Source organism: Blastococcus sp. SYSU DS0828 (genome assembly GCF_054050975.1).
Genome location: NZ_JBJHAK010000011.1, coordinates 18,698 through 35,092 on the forward strand (window position 1 = coordinate 18,698; position 16,395 = coordinate 35,092).

Here is a 16,395-nt window from a genome sequence, read left to right on the forward strand (position 1 = left end):
GGTCGGCGCGGGCAGGGGCCAGGAGGACGTGTGAACCCGATCCGGGTGATGGTGGTCGACGACTCGGTCGTCGTCCGCAAGATCGTCACCGACGTGCTCTCCGCGGACCCGGGGATCGAGGTCGTGGGCACCGCCGTCAACGGCAAGGTGGCCCTCGGCAAGCTCGAGCAGCTCAAGCCCGACCTCATCACGATGGACATCGAGATGCCGGAGATGAACGGCATCGAGGCGGTGCGGGCCATCCGCGGCGCGCGCAACCGCGTGCCGATCGTCATGTTCAGCACGCTCACCGAGCGCGGCGCCACCGCGACGCTCGACGCCCTCTCCGCAGGCGCCAACGACTACGTGACCAAGCCGGCCAACGTCGGCAGCGTGGCGCAGTCCATGGAGAGCGTCCGCGAGCAGCTGATCCCCAGGATCAAGGCCCTCACCGGCCGGCCGATGACGCCGTCGCGGGCCACCACCCAGGCGCCCCCGCCGCCGCGCCCGGCCGTGCCACGAACCGGGCCGGGCAAGAAGCCGGCGGTCCTGGTCATCGGGTCCTCGACCGGTGGACCCGAGGCTCTCGCCCGGGTCCTCCCCGCGCTGCCGGCCACCCTGCCCGTGCCGGTGCTGCTGGCCCAGCACATGCCGCCGGTGTTCACCCGGCAGTTCGCCCAGCGGCTCGACCGGCTGAGCCCGCTGCGCGTGGTGGAGGCCGTCGACGGCACCCCGCTGGTGCCCGGCACCGTGCACCTCGCCCCCGGTGACCACCACCTCGTCGTCCGCGCCAACGGCCGCGCAGGCTTCTCCACCTCGCTGAACCAGGGCCCTCCGGAGAACTTCTGCCGCCCGGCGGTCGACCCGCTCTTCCGCTCGGCGGTGGCCGCCTTCGACGGTGCCGTGCTCGGCGTCGTGCTGACCGGCATGGGCGCCGACGGGCGCAACGGCTGCGGCGAGATCCGCAACGCAGGCGGCACGGTCGTCGTGCAGGACCAGGCGACGTCGGTGGTCTGGGGCATGCCCGGCGCCGTCGCCCAGGCCGGCTACGCCGACGAGGTGCTGCCGCTCGACCGCATCGCCGAAGCCATCCAGCGGCACCTCGCCGGTACCGCACCCCTGAACAACGCAACAGCTATGGCCGTGGGAGGTCGTCGATGAGCCTGACCGCGACCAGTTTCGACTGGGTCCGAGAACTCGTCCGCAAGGAGAGCGCCATCGTCCTCCAGCCGGGCAAGGAGTACCTGGTGGAGGCGCGTCTCCTCCCGATCGCCCGGCAGATGGGCCTCGCCGACGTCACCAAGCTGGTCGAGTCGGTGCGGACCCGGCCGAGCGCCGACGAGACCCGCAAGATCGTCGAGGCGCTCACCACCAACGAGACGTCCTGGTTCCGCGATGGTGACCCGTTCACCGCGCTGACCTCGACCGTGCTCCCGGCGCTGCTGCAGGCCCGCGGCCCGAGCGAGCGCCTGCAGATCTGGTCGGCCGCCTGCTCCAGCGGGCAGGAGCCGTACACGATCGCCATGCTTCTGGACGACGCGCTGCCGAACGCCGCCTCGCGCGTCTCGATCACCGCGACCGACCTCTCCCGCGAGATGGTGCAGCGCACGCGCGCCGGCCGGTTCAGCCAGCTCGAGGTCAACCGGGGCCTGCCGGCCCCCATGCTGGTCCGGCACTTCACCCGGGCCGGCACGGAGTGGGAGGTGTCGGCCAACCTCCGGCGGATGGTCAATGCCAGCGAGTGCAACCTGGCGGCGCCGCTGCCGCGGATGGGCCCGTTCGACGTGGTCTACCTGCGCAACGTCCTCATCTACTTCGACCTGCCCACCAAGCAGTCGATCCTCCGCCGCGTGCGGGACCTCATGCGACCCGACGGATGGCTGTTCCTCGGCGCCGCCGAGACCACCCTCGGCGTCGACGACTCCTGGGAGCGGGTCGTCATCGGCCGCAGCTCCGCCTACCGCCCACTGAAGGGGGCCTGACATGCGTGCCTTGGTAATCGACGACTCGCGCGCGATGCGCCGGATCGTCACCGGGATCCTCACCGGGTTCGGCTACGAGGTCCGGGATGCCGAGCACGGCCGCGCCGCCCTCGACGTGCTGGACGAGGGCTGGGTCCCCGACCTGGCGACCATCGACTGGAACATGCCGGTGATGGACGGGCTGCAGTTCGTCTCCGCCGTGCGCGCCAACCCGGCCTGGCGCCGGATGACCATGATGATGGTCACCTCGGAGAGCGAGCACACCCAGATCGTCCGCGCCCTGGCCGCCGGCGCCCACGAGTACATGATCAAGCCGTTCACCGCCGACGCCTTCCGCGACAAGCTCGCGCTGCTCGGCCTGCTCCCGCAGGAGGTCTCCCTGTGACCGCCATGGACACGGGCGAGCGTCGTCGCGCCGGCGACGCCCGCCCCGTCATCGCCGACCTGATCGATGGGGACACCGTCCTGTCGATCGCGCAGGAGGCCTGGATCTCGCTCGTCGGCGAGGACGAGGTGCTCGTCCCGGTGCCCGGTGACCTGCCCGCCGACATCCTGTCCAGCTGGGTCGACATCGTCGGCCCGTGGACCGGCAGCGTCGTGCTGACCACCGCCCGCGCCACCGCCGAGGAGCTCTCGCGTGCCCTGCTGCGCGAGCACGCTCCGGCTGTGCTCGACGGCGAGGACGTCGCGGATGCGTTCGGCGAGATCGCCAACGTGGTCGGCGGCAGCGTCAAGGCCGCGCTGCCCGGCCACTCGGCCCTGAGCCTGCCCCAGGTCGGCAACGCACCGCTGGTGCGCAACCCGGCCGACGTCTGCCGCATCGACGTCGTCTGGCGCGGCGAGCCGATCGCCATCTCCGTGCAGGGCGCCCTCCCGCCACTGCCTGTCCCCACCCCCACCCGCGAGAACGAGGTGTCCTTGTGAAGATCCTGATCGCCGACGACAGCCGCGTCATGCGGCAGATCGTCATCCGCACGCTGCGCCAGGCCGGCTACGACGACCACGACATCGTCGAGGCCGAGGACGGCGCCGACGCGCTGGCCAAGGTCTCGGCGGAGAAGCCGGACCTGGTCCTGTCCGACTGGAACATGCCCAACATGACCGGTATCGAGTGCCTGCAGGCGCTGCGGGCCTCCGGCTCGGCGGTCCCCTTCGGCTTCGTCACCTCCGAGGGTTCCCCGGAGATGCGGGAGAAGGCCGCGAACGCCGGCGCGCTGTTCCTCATCGCCAAGCCGTTCAACGAGGACACCTTCAAGGAGCACCTGGACGGGGTGATCGCATGACCGCCCCCGCCGGCACCGTGCAGCTGCCCGCCGCCAAGGACATCCGCGACATGCTCACCGGCCTGGTCGGCCGGCCGGTCACCGTCTCCCCCGGGGCGCCGGTGACGCCGACGCCGGAGAAGCCGGTGGCGGTCGCCGTCTACGTCGACCCCCAGATGGGCGTGAACGCGCTCTGCCTCATGGACCTGGGTGCGGCCGCCTACACCGGCTCCGCCCTCGCCCTGCTGCCCCCCGGGGGCGCGCAGGACGCGGTCGAGGAGGACGGCGAGCTCACTGGCATGCAGGTCGAGGCGCTGCACGAGGTGGTGAACGTGCTCTCCGCGCTGTTCAACACCGCGGGCGCCCCGCACTCGAAGCTGCACAAGCTGTACGCCCCGGGCGAGGAGCTGCCCGGTGACCTCGCCGGGATGCTCTCCGCCTTCAACCGGGTGGACCTCGCCATCGAGGTGCCCACCTACGGCAAGGGAGCGATCTCCTTCGTCGTGCCGTGAGGCGATGACATGGCGGTCCTCCGGACCGCACCGCGGTCAGGTGCCGTCCCCGGGCGGCGCTGAGCCGCTCCGTCATGGCATCCCGGACCCCTCCGGGGCCCACTCGCCGTGACGCACCGCGGCCGACGGTCGTGCACGGCGAGACCCCCGCCGCCTCCGGGCGACGGGGGTCTCGCCGTGTTGCACGTGGAACAGGTGGTCAGGTGAGAGCGGGCGCCCGGTTCTCGCTCTCGGTCGGCAGGCAGGCCCAGACGTGCTTGCACTCCTCGTCGACGTACCAGCCGTGCGCCACCGACAGGCGGGCCACCAGCTGCAGGCCCATGCCGCCCCGGGCCGGGTCGCGGTCGGCCGTGGGTGCGGGCATCGCCTCCGGCGCACGATCGCTCACGTCGAGCAGCCAGCCGCCGCTGCCGGCCACCACGGTGGCCACCACGGGGTGCTCCCCGTGGCGCAGGGCGTTGGAGGCCAGCTCGTCGAAGGCGAGCACCAGCTGCTCGCCGCACTCGTCGTCGGCGGGCGGGTGCCCCACGTCCCGGAGCCGGGAACGGAGGGCCGCCCGGGCCGCAGGGAGCTCGGCAAGGGCGCGGAGCCGCCAGCGCCACACCTCGCCGCGTCCGTCCGGTAACGGCCGCACCGGCCACGCGAGTCGCCCCATGCCTCCCCCTCGACTCGGCTCCACGACCGTCTCGTGGTGCCCCGCACGGGTGACTGTCAACCCCCTCGGGCGCGGTGGCGGCGTGCTGTGTGCGGCATCACCCGCTCCCTCCCGGCAGGTGGGATCTCGTTCCCGGACCGTGCGCGCCTCGTGCGGCCGGGCCCGGTTCCCGGTGCGGTGCGGTGTGGCGCGGCCTGCGGGTGCAGGACTCCGTCAGTCCGGGTGGCGCAGCAGGTACCGGCCGAAGTGCGGCACGGTGAAGGCGATCTGGCCCCGCTCGGCGGAGTAGACCAGCCCCTTCTTGATCAGCGAGTCGCGGGCGGGGGAGAGGGACGCCGGCTTGCGGCCGAGGGCGACCGCGACCTCGGAGGTGGCCACCGCGGTGCCGCCGGGGCCGCCCAGCTCGGCCATGGCGTGCATGTACTCGCGCTCGGCGGGGGTGGCGCGGTCGTAGCGCGAGCCGAAGAAGCCGACGGCGAGCTCGGCCTCGGCGACCGGCGCGGCCATCGCGACGTCGGCGGGGGTGATGGGGGAGGAGGCGGCGACGTCCCAGGTGACCTTGCCGTAGGCCTGCACGAAGTAGGGGTAGCCGTCGGCCGCCTCGTAGAGGGCGTCCAGCGCGGCGGGCTCGAAGGTGACGTCCTCCCGTTCGGCGGGCGCGAGCAGCGCGCGGTCGGCGGCCTCGCGCTCCAGCCGGTCGATCCGCAGGTAGCGGAACAGCCGCTCCGAGTAGCTCTTCGAGGCCGAGAGCACCGCCGGCAGGTGGGGGAGCCCGGCGCCGACGACGATCAGCGGCGCCCCCTGCTGGGAGAGCTCGTGGCAGGCCGCGCAGATGGCCGAGACGTCGTCGGCCTGGATGTCCTGCATCTCGTCGATGAACAGGGCGATGCCGCTGCCGATGTCGGCGGCCACCCCGGCGGCGTCGCTGAGCAGCTCCACCAGGTCGATCTCCATGTCGCCGGAGTCGGCCCGCCCGGTCGCCGCGGGGACGTCGATGCCCGGCTGCCAGCGGTCGCGCACCTTGGCCTCCGGCGTGTTCACCCGCTGCGCGAAGGCCTTGACCACCCCGAGCACCTCGGCGACCGACTCCTGGTCGCCGTGGCGGGGCCCCAGCTCCCGCAGCGCCATGTGCAGTGCCGAGGAGATGGGGCGGCGCAGCGACTGCTCAGGCCGCGCCTCGATCTTGCCGGTGCCCCAGCCGCGCGAGATGGCTGCGGAGCGAAGCTGGTTGAGCAGCACCGTCTTGCCCACGCCGCGCAACCCGGTGAGCACCAGCGACCGCTCCGGCCGGCCCCGGGCGATGCGCTCCAGGACGACGTCGAACGCGGAGAGCTCGCCGTCGCGGCCGGCCAGCTCGGGCGGGCGCTGGCCGGCGCCCGGGGCGTAGGGGTTCCGCACGGGGTCCATGCCGAGCACCGTATGGGCTTCTCTAGCGTTCGCCGTAGAGATTCGTAGAAGGCGCTCACCGCGTGTCGCGTGGGACGGGTGGTGCACCGGGGAGACCGCGCGCCGTCGCGAGGTCTGTATCGGTTCGTCTAGCGCAGTCGCTAGACGCAGTCATACGGCGCTCGCGAGACGGCCTCGCCGGGCACTCCCCGACGGTCGACCCCGCTCTGCGGCTCTCTAGCTCCAGAGCTAGACGGCGCCAGATGCACGGAGATCCCACGATCGGCCGCGCGCCGCCGCTAGCGTGACCACGTGATCAAGTTCGCGCTCAAGGTGGTCATCCTCGGGGCGGTCTTCTACGCCCTGACCTACTTCGACGTGCTCCCGGGGCTGGAGGTCGTGCCGAACCCCGACGCGCCACTGGGCGAGTTCGGCACCTACCTGTGGATCGCCCTCATCTTCGGCGTGGTCAACGCCATCGTGGGGCCGATCCTGCGCCTGCTGTCGCTGCCCTTCGTGCTGCTCACGCTCGGGCTGTTCCTGCTGCTGATCAACGCCGCGCTGCTGGGGCTCACCGCCGCGATCACCGATCGCCTGATGGTCGACGGCTTCGGCACGGCCGTCATCGGTGGGCTGATCCTCGCCGTGGCCGGCTGGGTCGCGGATCAGCTGCTCGACCGCTGAGCAGCCTCGTGCCCGCACTGGTCCCGCGCCGCCGTGACGACGGTCTCAGTGGGCAGTAGCGTGGCCTGACATGGCCAGTGACACCGGTGTCGCCCCGGGGACCCCGGTGCGCGACCGGGACGGCGGGCCGGGGGGCGGCTCCCTCACCGAGCTCGCCGCCCTCGAGGCCGGCCGCGACGAGAAGAAGCTGCTCCTGCGCGAGGCGGCCCGCGCCGCCGTCGCCGAGGCCGGCCGCGGGTCGCCGGCGCTCCCTCCGGGCTGCACCGCCGACGACCTGCCGGCGTTCCTGCGCCGGTACTACTGGAGCGAACCGGCCGAGGAGGTCCTCGCCACCGATCCTGCCCAGCTGGCCGCGCTCGCCCTCGGGCACCTCTCCCTCGCCGAGGTCCGCCCGGTCGGCGCAGCCATCGTCGACGTGCAGGCCGTCCCGCGCGGGCAGGGCGCCGGCCGGACGGTGATCCGGCTCGTCACCGACGACATGCCGTACCTGGTCGACTCGGTCACCGCCGAGGTGGTCCGCCAGGGATTCCGGCTCGAGCACGTGGTCCACCCGTTGCTGGTCGTCCGCCGCGACATCCGCGGCCGGATCACCGCCCTGTGCGACAGCCTGGACGCCGCTGCCTGCGGTGACGATGCCGTCGCCGAGTCGTGGATGGCCGTCGTGCTCGACGGCCCGCTGGACGGCGAGGCGGCCGGTGACCTGGTGACGGGCCTGCGCGCCGTCCTCGACGACGTGCGCGCCGTCCACGAGGACGGCGACCGGATGCGCGCCCGGATGGTCGCCCTCGCCGCCGAGCTCGACGAGCTGGGCCCGGTGAGCGGGGCCGGCCCGGAGGCTGCCGATGATCCCGCCGACGACCCCGCCGAGGCCGCAGCGCTGCTCCGCTGGCTCGCCGAGGGCAACTTCGTGCTCCTCGGCGCCCGCGACGTCGAGATCACCGCAGGAGTGGACGCCGTCGCCCGGCCGGTGCCCGGGACGGGCCTCGGAGTTCTCCGCAGCGACACCGACATGGCCCGCTCGGCGACCGCCCCGCCGGAGGCCCCGGGGCTCACCGGGCGCCACCGGCTCACGGTCACCAAGGCCGACACGCGCTCGACGGTGCACCGCCGGGCGTGGCTGGACCTGGTCGCCGTCACCCTGCCGCACAGCGATGGCGAGACCCGACGGCGCCGGTTCGTCGGGCTGTTCCCGTCCACCGCGTACGGCACGAGCGTGCTCGACGTCCCGCTCGTGCGCCGCCGCGTCGCCGAGGTGGTCCGCCGTTCCGGCGTCCCGGCCGACAGCCACACCGGCAAGCAGCTGCTCGACATCCTGGAGACCTACCCCCGCGACGAGCTGATGCAGGTGGGGGCCGACGAGCTCCTGCCGGTGGCGATGGCGGTCCTGCACCTGCAGGAGCGGCGCCAGACCCGCCTGTTCCTCCGGCAGGACCCGACCGGGCGGTTCTGGTCCGCGCTGGTCTACCTGCCGCGCGACCGGTACACCACCGAGGTCCGGCTCGCGATGCAGCGGCTGCTGCTCGAGCGGCTGGGCGGCTCCGGCATCGAGTTCACCGCCCGGTCCACCGAGTCGGTGCTCGCCCGGCTGCACTTCGTCGTCCGGTTGCCGGTGGGCAGGCAGCGCTCGGCGCCCCCGGTGGACGTGGACGTCGAGGGGCTGCAGGCCGAGTTGGCCGCGGTCGCGCGCAGCTGGACCGACGACCTGTCCGCTGCCCTCTCGGCGCGCTTCGGCGCGGACGCGGAGAGAGTGTTCTCCCGGGTCGCCGACGCCTTCCCCGCCGCCTACCAGGAGGACTTCCCCGCCGAGCGCGCCGTCGAGGACCTCGAGCGCCTGGACGGCCTCGCTCCCGGCGACCTGTCGCTGCGGCTGTGGACGCCGACCGGTGCGGCCCCGGGGGAACGCCGGCTGTCGGTGTACCGGGTCGGCGAGCGGCTGCTGCTCTCGCAGATGCTGCCCATGCTGCAGAACATGGGCGTCGACGTCGTCGACGAGCGGCCCTACGAGATCGACCGGATCGGGGCGCCACCCACCTGGATCTACGACTTCGGCGTCGCCGTCCCCCAGGTCGAGCTACCGCTGGTCCGCTCCCTGCCGGAGCGGTTCACCGAGGCCGTGGCCGCGGTGTGGCGCGGGGACGCCGAGGACGACGGCCTGGGCGCGCTGGTCATGCTCGCCGGGCTGAACTGGCGGCAGGTGACGGTGGTGCGGGCCTACGTGCAGTGGCTGCGCCAGGCCGGGCTGCCGTTCAGCCAGGCGTACGTCGAGCAGACCCTGGCCGCCCACCCCGGCGTGGTCGCCCGGCTGGTGGCGCTGTTCGAGACCCGCTTCTCGCCGGGCCGGGTGACCGGCCGCGACGCCCGGCAGGCCGATCTGGTCGAGGCGCTGCGCCGCTCGATCGGCGAGGTCGCCTCGCTCGACGCCGACCGGGTGCTGAGCTCCCTGCTGGCCGCGGTGACCGCCACCCAGCGGACGACGTACTACGCCACGTCGTCGACCCAGCCCACCCCCCTGGCTCTCAAGCTCGACCCGGCGGAGGTGCCCGATCTCCCCGAGCCCCGGCCCGCGCACGAGGTCTGGGTGAGCTCACCCCGCGTGATGGGCGTGCACCTGCGGTTCGGCAAGGTCGCCCGTGGCGGGCTGCGCTGGTCCGATCGCCGGGAGGACCTGCGCACCGAGGTGCTGGGGCTGGTGAAGGCGCAGATGGTGAAGAACACCGTCATCGTGCCCACCGGCGCGAAGGGTGGCTTCGTCGTCAAGCGCCCGCCGGGGGAGGGGGCCTCCCGCGAGGAGGTGCTCGCCGAGGGGCAGGCCTGCTACCGGCTGTTCATCGGCGCGCTGCTGTCCCTCACCGACAACCTGGTCGAGGGCCGGGTCGTCCCGCCGCCGAAGGTGGTCCGCCACGACGGCGACGACAGCTACCTGGTCGTCGCCGCGGACAAGGGGACGGCGACCTTCTCCGACCTGGCCAACGAGGTGGCGCTGGAGCGCGGCTACTGGCTGGGCGACGCCTTCGCCTCGGGCGGCTCGGTCGGCTACGACCACAAGGCCATGGGCATCACCGCCCGCGGGGCCTGGGAGTCGGTCACCCGCTACTTCCGCGAGCTCCACCTCGACGTCCAGCGCGACGACTTCACCGTCGTCGGCATCGGCGACATGTCCGGGGACGTGTTCGGCAACGGCATGCTGCTCTCCGAGCACATCCGGCTGGTGGCGGCGTTCGACCACCGGCACGTGTTCGTCGACCCCACGCCCGACGCCGCGACGTCGTTCGCCGAGCGCCGTCGGCTGTTCGCGCTGCCCCGGTCGTCGTGGGCGGACTACGACACCTCGCTGATCAGCGAGGGCGGTGGCGTCTGGCCGCGCACGGCCAAGACCGTGCCGGTGTCCGAGCAGATGCGGGTCGCCCTCGGGCTGCCCGGGAACGTGACGGCGCTGAGCCCGGTCGAACTGATCCGCGCGGTGCTGCTCGCGCCGGTGGACCTGCTGTTCAACGGCGGGATCGGCACGTACGTGAAGGCCGCGACCGAGAGCCACCTCGAGGTGGGGGACAAGGCCAACGACGCGGTGCGCGTGGACGGCGGGCAACTGCGGGTCCGGGTGGTGGGGGAGGGCGGCAACCTCGGCCTCACCCAGCGGGGCCGGGTCGAGTACGCGCTGGCCGGTGGCCGGGTGAACAACGATGCCATCGACAACTCGGCCGGCGTCGACACCTCCGACCACGAGGTGAACATCAAGATCGCGCTGAACCGGGTGGTCGACGAGGGGCGGATCGACGCCGAGGGCCGGGCGGCGCTGCTCGGCGAGATGGCCGACGACGTCGCCGCCGCCGTCCTCACCGACAACCACGCGCAGAACGCGACCCTCGCCGGGGAGGCCGCGGCGGCGCGCAGCCTGCTGGACTCCCACGAGCGGTTCATCCGGTCGCTGGAGCGGTCGGGGCGGCTCAACCGTTCGGTGGAGGCGCTGCCCGACGCCCGCGGTCTGGCCGAGCGCCGTCGCGACGGGCAGGGGCTGACCAGCCCGGAGCTGTCGGTGCTGCTGGCCTACGCCAAGCTGCAGACCGGTGACGCCGTACTGGCCTCCCCGCTGCCGGACGACCCGGCCCTGGAGGAGCTGCTGATCGGCTACTTCCCCGCCCCGCTGCGCAACCGGTTCCCCGCCGCGGTCACCAGCCACCCGCTCCGCCGTGAGATCATCGCCACCGCGCTGACCAACCGGGCGGTCAACATCGCCGGCGTCACCGGCCTGTTCCGGCTGGGGGAGGAGACCGGCGTGCCGCTGCCGGCGGTCGTCCGGGCGCATGCGGTGGCGCGGGCGGTGTTCGGCATCGATGGCCTGTGGGACGCCGTCCGCCCGCTCGACAACCAGGTCTCCGCCGCCACCCAGGTCGAGGTGCGCACCGAGGCCACCCGGCTGGCCGAGCGGGCGACCCGCTGGCTGCTCCGCCAGCCCGACCTCACCGCGGAGACCGCGGCTCCCCTGGCGGAGGTCACCGCCCGGTTCGCCCCCGCGGTGGCGCAGGTGGCCGGCGGGCTGCCCGGTTGGCTGCTGGGCAGGGAGGCGGAGGCGTACGCGTCCCGGGCCGCCCGGCTGCAGGAGGCCGGCCTGCCCGCGGAGCTCGCAGCCCGCGTCGCGGCCGCACCGCTGATGCCCGCCGCGCTCGACCTCGCGGTGGTCGCCGAGCGCACCGGGGCACCCGTGGCCCTGGTCGGCCGGGTCATGCAGCGACTGGCCGAGCGGCTCGGCCTGGTCGCCCTGCGCGAGCAGGTGACCGCCCTGCCCCGCGACCGCCGCTGGCCCGCGATGGCCCGGGCCTCGCTGCGCGACGACCTCGCCATGGAGCAGTCCTCGCTGACCGAGGACGTGCTGAGCCTGCGCACCGCGGACACCGACGACGCAGACGAGCTGGTGTCGAGGTGGGAGGAGGGCTGGGCCGCCGCGCAGCACCGCGCGGCCGCCCAGCTGGCCGACATCACCGCCGGGGAGCGGCAGGAGCTCGCGGAGCTGCTGGTCGCCGTCCGCACCCTGCGCGGGCTGCGCCGACGCCGCCAGGCCCGGCGCCTGCCGCGCCCCGAGGAGAAGTAGCCGCCGCCGAATGACTCCGCGCCCTAGCGGGCAGGGTCGGGGCGTCCGCCGTCCCGACCTGAGGAGCCGCTGTGCCGCTGCGCCCGCTCGACCGCACCGACGGGTACCTGCCCATCGAGGACCACGGCCTGATCGGTGACGGCCTCACCTGCGCGCTGGTGGCCCGGGACGGCAGCATCCCCTGGCTGTGCCTGCCGAACTTCGACAGCCGGCCCTTCCTCGCCGGCATCCTCGACGCCGAGCGCGGCGGCAGCTTCGGCATCGCTCCGGCGGGGCTGCGGGAGTCGGCCCAGCGCTACCTGCCCGACACGGGGATCCTGGTGACCGAGCTGCAGGGCGCCGACGGGCGGCTGGAGCTCACCGACTGCATGACGCTGCGCTCGGGGTCCGACCTGGGCGAGCAGGTGCCGCCGGGGCGGGGGGAACTGCTGCGCCTGGCCCGGGCGGTCGGGGGTCGGGTGACGGTCGAGGTCCACCTCGACCCGCTCGACGGCGTCCAGGTGCGGCGCGAGCTCGGCGCGTGGCGCATCCTCTGGCCGGCCCACCCGGAGCTCGAGCTCTCCCTGTGGTGCTCGCACGAGTTGTCCGTCGACCGGACCGGCGCCCTGAGCGCCCGCGTGGAGCTCGACGACGGCGAGCTGCTCACCTGCACGCTGCACTGGTCGGGGCAGACGCACACCCGGTCGCGCACCGCGCCCCAGCGGCTGGTCGACCAGACCGCCGCCGCCTGGCGGGACTGGGCCGGGCGCATCCAGTACGACGGCCCGCAGCGGGAGCTCGTGCGCCGCTCCGCGCTCACGCTGAAGCTGCTCGACCACGCCTCCACCGGCGCGATCATGGCCGCGGCGACCTCCTCGCTGCCGGAGGCGATCGGCGGCGTGCGCAACTGGGACTACCGCTACACCTGGGTGCGCGACGCCGCCTTCACCACCTACGCCCTGCGCCGGATCAGGATGCACGAGGAGGCCGACTCGTTCCTGGCCTGGACGCTGCGCAACATCGAGCGCGACGACCGGGCGAGCATCGTCTACACCCTCGACGGCCGGCGCCCCGGCCTGGAGTGGCAGGACCTCACGCTCTCGGGGTACCGGGGATCGGGGCCGGTCCGGTGGGGCAACGGGGCGGCGCGGCAGGTGCAGCACGACGTCTACGGCGAACTGCTCGACGTCGCCTACCAGTGGGCGCGCGCCGGCGGCGAGGTGTCCCCGCCGCTCTGGCGCGCCCTGTGCGAGCTGACCGGCCAGGCGATCGCCAACTGGCGGACGCCGGACAACGGCATCTGGGAGATCCGCGCCGCGGGCCGGCCCTTCACCTACTCCGTCGCCCTGTGCCACGTCGCCGTCGACCGGGCGTTGCGCATCGCGGACCTCTGCGGGCTGCCGCACCCCCGGCGGGAGTGGCAGCGGGAGGCCGACCTGATCCGGGCGACGCTGCTCGAGCAGGCCTGGGACGACGAGCGGGGGACCTTCACCGAGCACCTGGCGCCGCCGGGGGAGGCGCAGCGGGGCGGGCTGGACGGCTCGCTGCTCACTCTGCCGCTGCGCCGGGTCGTCGCCGCGGACGACCCGCGCATGGTGGCCACCACCGAGGCGGTCCGCCGGCACCTCGACGCCGGCGACGGGCTGCTCTACCGGTACCTGCACGACGAGTCGCCCGACGGGTTGCCCGGGGGTGAGGGCGCCTTCCTGCTCTGCAGCTTCTGGCTGGTCGACAACCTGGCCGGTCAGGGCCGGCTCGACGAGGCGCACTCGCTGTACGACTCGCTGTGCGGGCGGGCCAACGAGGTCGGTCTGCTGGCCGAGGAGGTCGACCCCTCGACGGGTGCCTTCCTCGGCAACTTCCCGCAGGCGTTCAGCCACGTCGGGGTGATCACGAGCGGGTGGAACCTGGCTCGTGCCGAGTCGGCGCGGGCGGGGGAGGAGCGGGCATGAAGCGGTCGTTCGTCGTCCTCGGTGGGAGCGGTGACCTCACCGGCCGGTTGCTGCTGCCCGGGCTGGCCGAGCTCGTCGAGGCGGGAGTGCTCGACGAGGAGGTCGACGTCCTCGCGGTGAGCCGGGAGGAGTGGAGCGACGAGGACTACCGGGGGTGGGCGCGCCGCCGGCTGGACGCCCACGCCGCCCACGTCCCCGAGGGCACCCGGGACCGGGTCGTCGGTCGTCTCCGCCACGTCCGCGGGGACGTCACCGTGGGCGAGGACCTGCGCCGGGCGCTCGACCGGGTCGAGCACGTGCCGGTGGTCTACCTGGCGCTGCCGAACACCGTCTTCCGGCCGACCCTGGAAGCGCTGGTGGAGGTGGGGATTCCCGACGGGGCGATCGTCGCCGTGGAGAAGCCGTTCGGCCGGGACGGGGCCGACGCGCGCGAGCTCAACCGCCTCCTCCACCAGCTGGCGCCGGAGGACGCCGTCTTCCGCATCGACCACTTCCTCGCCAAGCAGACGGTGCTCAACGTCCTGGGGCTGCGGTTCGCCAACCGGTTGTTCGAACCGGTGTGGAACGCCGCGCACATCGAGCGCGTGGACATCGTCTTCGACGAGACGCTGGGGCTGGAGGGCCGGGCCGGCTACTACGACACCGCCGGCGCCCTGCGCGACATGCTGCAGAACCACCTGCTGCAGCTGCTGGCCCTGGTGGCGATGGAGCCACCGCTGACCGTCGACGCGGCGGGGCTCGCGGCCCGCAAGGGCGACGTGCTGCGCGCCGTCCGGCCGCCGGAGGACGTGCGCCGGGACACCGTGCGCGCCCGGTACACCGCCGGCACCGTCGGCGAGCGGGCGCTGCCCGACTACGCCGTCGAGGAGGGCGTGGACCCGGACCGGGGGACCGAGACCTACGCCGAGTTCACCGTGACCATCGACAACTGGCGGTGGTCGGGCGTCCCGTTCCGCCTGCGGAGCGGGAAGGCACTGGGCGCCCAGCGGCGGGAGATCGTGATCCGCTTCCGGCCGGTCCCGCACCTCGCCTTCACCGACGAGGATCCCGAGCCCGACGTCCTGCGCATGCAGCTGGACCCCGACGGCATCGCGCTGGAGGTCAACCTCAACGGCGCCGGCGACCCGTTCGACCTCGAGCGGCGGACCCTGGACATCGCCCTGCCCCCGGCCGGGCTGTCGGCCTACGGGTTGCTGCTCCGGGAGATGCTGGCGGGCGACGCCGCGCTGTCGATCAGCGACGTCGAGGCCGAGGAGTCGTGGCGGATCGTGGAGCCGGTCCTCGCCGCGTGGGCGGCCGGCGAGGCGCCGTTGCTGGAGTACCCCGCCGGCTCCGACGGCCCCACCCCCGCTTGACGTGCGAGATCTGCACACCCGCCCCCATCAGGGACCTGATGCGGGCGAGTGTGCAGATCTCGCCCGGTCTAAGGAGATCTAGCTGGAACGCTAGAACCAAGTAGACGAGCTCAGAGGGCCGGCCGGCGCTCGCCGAACCGGGTCGCCTGCTCGAACGCGTGCCCCACCTCGAGCACCCGCCGGTCGGCCCGGGCCGGGCCGATCACCTGCAGGCCGACCGGCAGCCCGTCCGCGGTGAAGCCGCCGGGCACCGACAGCGCCGGGCAGCCGGTGGCCGAGATGACCGTGCAGGAGCGCATCCACTCCAGGTAGTTGTCCTGGTGGACGCCGGCGATCTCGGTCGGGTACTCGATCTCCACCGGGAAGGGCAGCACCTGCGTCGTCGGGGCGAGCAGCACGTCGTACCGCTCGAAGAACGCGACCATCCGCTCGTGCAGCTTCGTGTGCAGCTGCTCCGCGCGGGCCAGGTCGGCGCCGGTGAGCTCCGCGCCCCGCGCCGCGTTCCAGCGGATCGACTCCTTGACCTGGTCCGGGTGGCGGCGGATCAGCTCGCCGAACGACGCGTCGAACAGCCACGCCCGCAGCGTGCCGAACACCTCGTCGGCGCCGGAGAGGTCGGGGCAGGCCTCATCCACCGTCGCTCCCAGCGACTCGAACACCGCGATCGACGGCGCGAGCCCGGCGGTGATCGCGGGGTCGACGGTCACCTGCCCGCCGAGGTCGGGCGCCCAGGCCACCCGCAGCCCGTCCAGCCGCTCGGGCAGGGGTGCGGCGAACCCGGCGCCGGGCTCCTCCAGCGCGATCGGCACCCGGGGGTCCGGCCCGGCCAGCACCGACAGCTGCAGGGCGACGTCGGCCACGGTCCGCCCCATGGGCCCCTGCACCGAGAGGGTCGACCAGCCCATCGGCGCCGGCCAGGTGGGCACGCGGCCGGGGGTGGGCCGCAGCCCGACGACGTTGCAGAACGCGGCCGGGTTGCGCAGCGAGCCGCCCATGTCGCTGCCCTCGGCCAGGGGCACCAGCCCGGCCGCCAGCGCGGCCGCGGCCCCGCCGCTGGAGCCGCCGGCGGAGAGCCCGTGCCGGTAGGGGTTGTGGGTGGCGCCGAACACCGGGTTGAAGGTGTGCGAGCCCGCCGCGAACTCCGGCACGTTGGTCTTGCCCACGCGGATCGCCCCGGCGCCCACCAGGCGGGCCACCACCAGCTCGTCGGCGTCCGGCACGGTGTCGGCGTGCACCGGAGAGCCCCAGGTCGTGCGCATGCCCCCGGTGGCGTGGGTGTCCTTGTGCGCGACCGGGAGCCCGTGCAGCGGGCCGAGCGGCTCGCCGGCGGCCTGCGCGGCGTCGGCGGCGTCGGCGGCGGCCCGGGCGGCCTCGGCGTCCAGCGTCACGATCGCATTGACCCGCGGGTTCACCCGCTCGATGCGCCGCAGGTGCGCCTCGAGCAGCTCCCGGGCGGACACCTCCCGGCGGCGCACGAGTGCGGCCAGCTCGGTGGCGGGGCGGGTGCAGAGCTCGTCGTCGGCGGTCACCCCGGCAGCCTGCCAGAAGCCCGCGTGCGTGCGG

13 protein-coding genes are annotated in these 16,395 nt (G+C 74.0%); 10 read left to right on the top strand and 3 right to left on the bottom strand.

Going from position 1 to position 16,395, the window contains the following annotated elements:
* Positions 1-30 precede the first annotated feature (30 nt).
* The 6 genes from ACI79Q_RS10785 to ACI79Q_RS10810 are packed head-to-tail and all read left to right on the top strand — an operon-like array spanning position 31 to position 3,735.
* Positions 31-1,140, top strand: coding sequence for a protein-glutamate methylesterase/protein-glutamine glutaminase (locus ACI79Q_RS10785; RefSeq protein WP_456597614.1), 1,110 nt, complete (start codon positions 31-33; stop codon positions 1,138-1,140).
* Positions 1,137-1,961 (top strand): CheR family methyltransferase, encoded by an 825-nt coding sequence (locus tag ACI79Q_RS10790; protein WP_456590161.1) that lies wholly within the window; start codon positions 1,137-1,139, stop codon positions 1,959-1,961. Before ACI79Q_RS10785 ends, ACI79Q_RS10790 begins: the two co-directional genes overlap by 4 nt.
* A gap of 1 nt (position 1,962) precedes the next feature.
* On the top strand, positions 1,963-2,346 hold the full coding sequence (locus tag ACI79Q_RS10795) for a response regulator (RefSeq protein WP_456590162.1): 384 nt from the start codon (positions 1,963-1,965) through the stop codon (positions 2,344-2,346).
* A gap of 5 nt (positions 2,347-2,351) precedes the next feature.
* Positions 2,352-2,885: a chemotaxis protein CheX gene (locus tag ACI79Q_RS10800; protein WP_456590220.1), complete on the top strand. Its 534-nt coding sequence runs from the start codon at positions 2,352-2,354 to the stop codon at positions 2,883-2,885.
* A complete protein-coding gene (locus ACI79Q_RS10805; RefSeq protein WP_456590163.1) occupies positions 2,882-3,244 on the top strand; it encodes a response regulator in 363 nt (120 codons plus the stop codon). The genes ACI79Q_RS10800 and ACI79Q_RS10805 overlap by 4 nt, the downstream gene beginning before the upstream one ends.
* The gene (locus tag ACI79Q_RS10810) at positions 3,241-3,735 is read left to right on the top strand and encodes a hypothetical protein (protein ID WP_456590164.1); all 495 of its coding nucleotides are present in this window, start codon (positions 3,241-3,243) and stop codon (positions 3,733-3,735) included. Before ACI79Q_RS10805 ends, ACI79Q_RS10810 begins: the two co-directional genes overlap by 4 nt.
* A 199-nt stretch (positions 3,736-3,934) precedes the next feature.
* On the opposite strand, the gene ACI79Q_RS10815 is transcribed toward ACI79Q_RS10810, so the two are convergent.
* Positions 3,935-4,390 carry an ATP-binding protein gene (locus ACI79Q_RS10815; RefSeq protein WP_456614675.1) on the bottom strand — a complete coding sequence of 152 codons (456 nt, stop codon included), beginning with the start codon at positions 4,388-4,390 and terminating at the stop codon, positions 3,935-3,937.
* A gap of 213 nt (positions 4,391-4,603) precedes the next feature.
* The gene (locus tag ACI79Q_RS10820; RefSeq protein ID WP_456590166.1) at positions 4,604-5,797 is read right to left on the bottom strand and encodes an AAA family ATPase; all 1,194 of its coding nucleotides are present in this window, start codon (positions 5,795-5,797) and stop codon (positions 4,604-4,606) included.
* Between the two features lie 291 nt (positions 5,798-6,088).
* Between ACI79Q_RS10820 and ACI79Q_RS10825 the strand changes: the two genes are divergently transcribed.
* The 4 genes from ACI79Q_RS10825 to ACI79Q_RS10840 all read left to right on the top strand — a co-directional run bounded on the left by ACI79Q_RS10825 (position 6,089) and on the right by ACI79Q_RS10840 (position 14,832).
* Positions 6,089-6,460 (top strand): phage holin family protein, encoded by a 372-nt coding sequence (locus tag ACI79Q_RS10825; RefSeq protein WP_456590167.1) that lies wholly within the window; start codon positions 6,089-6,091, stop codon positions 6,458-6,460.
* Between the two features lie 70 nt (positions 6,461-6,530).
* Positions 6,531-11,546 carry an NAD-glutamate dehydrogenase gene (locus ACI79Q_RS10830; RefSeq protein ID WP_456590168.1) on the top strand — a complete coding sequence of 1,672 codons (5,016 nt, stop codon included), beginning with the start codon at positions 6,531-6,533 and terminating at the stop codon, positions 11,544-11,546.
* Between the two features lie 71 nt (positions 11,547-11,617).
* Positions 11,618-13,477, top strand: coding sequence for a glycoside hydrolase family 15 protein (locus ACI79Q_RS10835; RefSeq protein ID WP_456590169.1), 1,860 nt, complete (start codon positions 11,618-11,620; stop codon positions 13,475-13,477).
* Positions 13,474-14,832, top strand: a complete 1,359-nt coding sequence (locus ACI79Q_RS10840; RefSeq protein WP_456614676.1) for a glucose-6-phosphate dehydrogenase — start codon at positions 13,474-13,476, stop codon at positions 14,830-14,832. The genes ACI79Q_RS10835 and ACI79Q_RS10840 overlap by 4 nt, the downstream gene beginning before the upstream one ends.
* 110 nt (positions 14,833-14,942) lie before the next feature.
* On the opposite strand, the gene ACI79Q_RS10845 is transcribed toward ACI79Q_RS10840, so the two are convergent.
* On the bottom strand, positions 14,943-16,361 hold the full coding sequence (locus ACI79Q_RS10845; protein ID WP_456600042.1) for an amidase: 1,419 nt from the start codon (positions 16,359-16,361) through the stop codon (positions 14,943-14,945).
* Positions 16,362-16,395 lie beyond the last annotated feature (34 nt).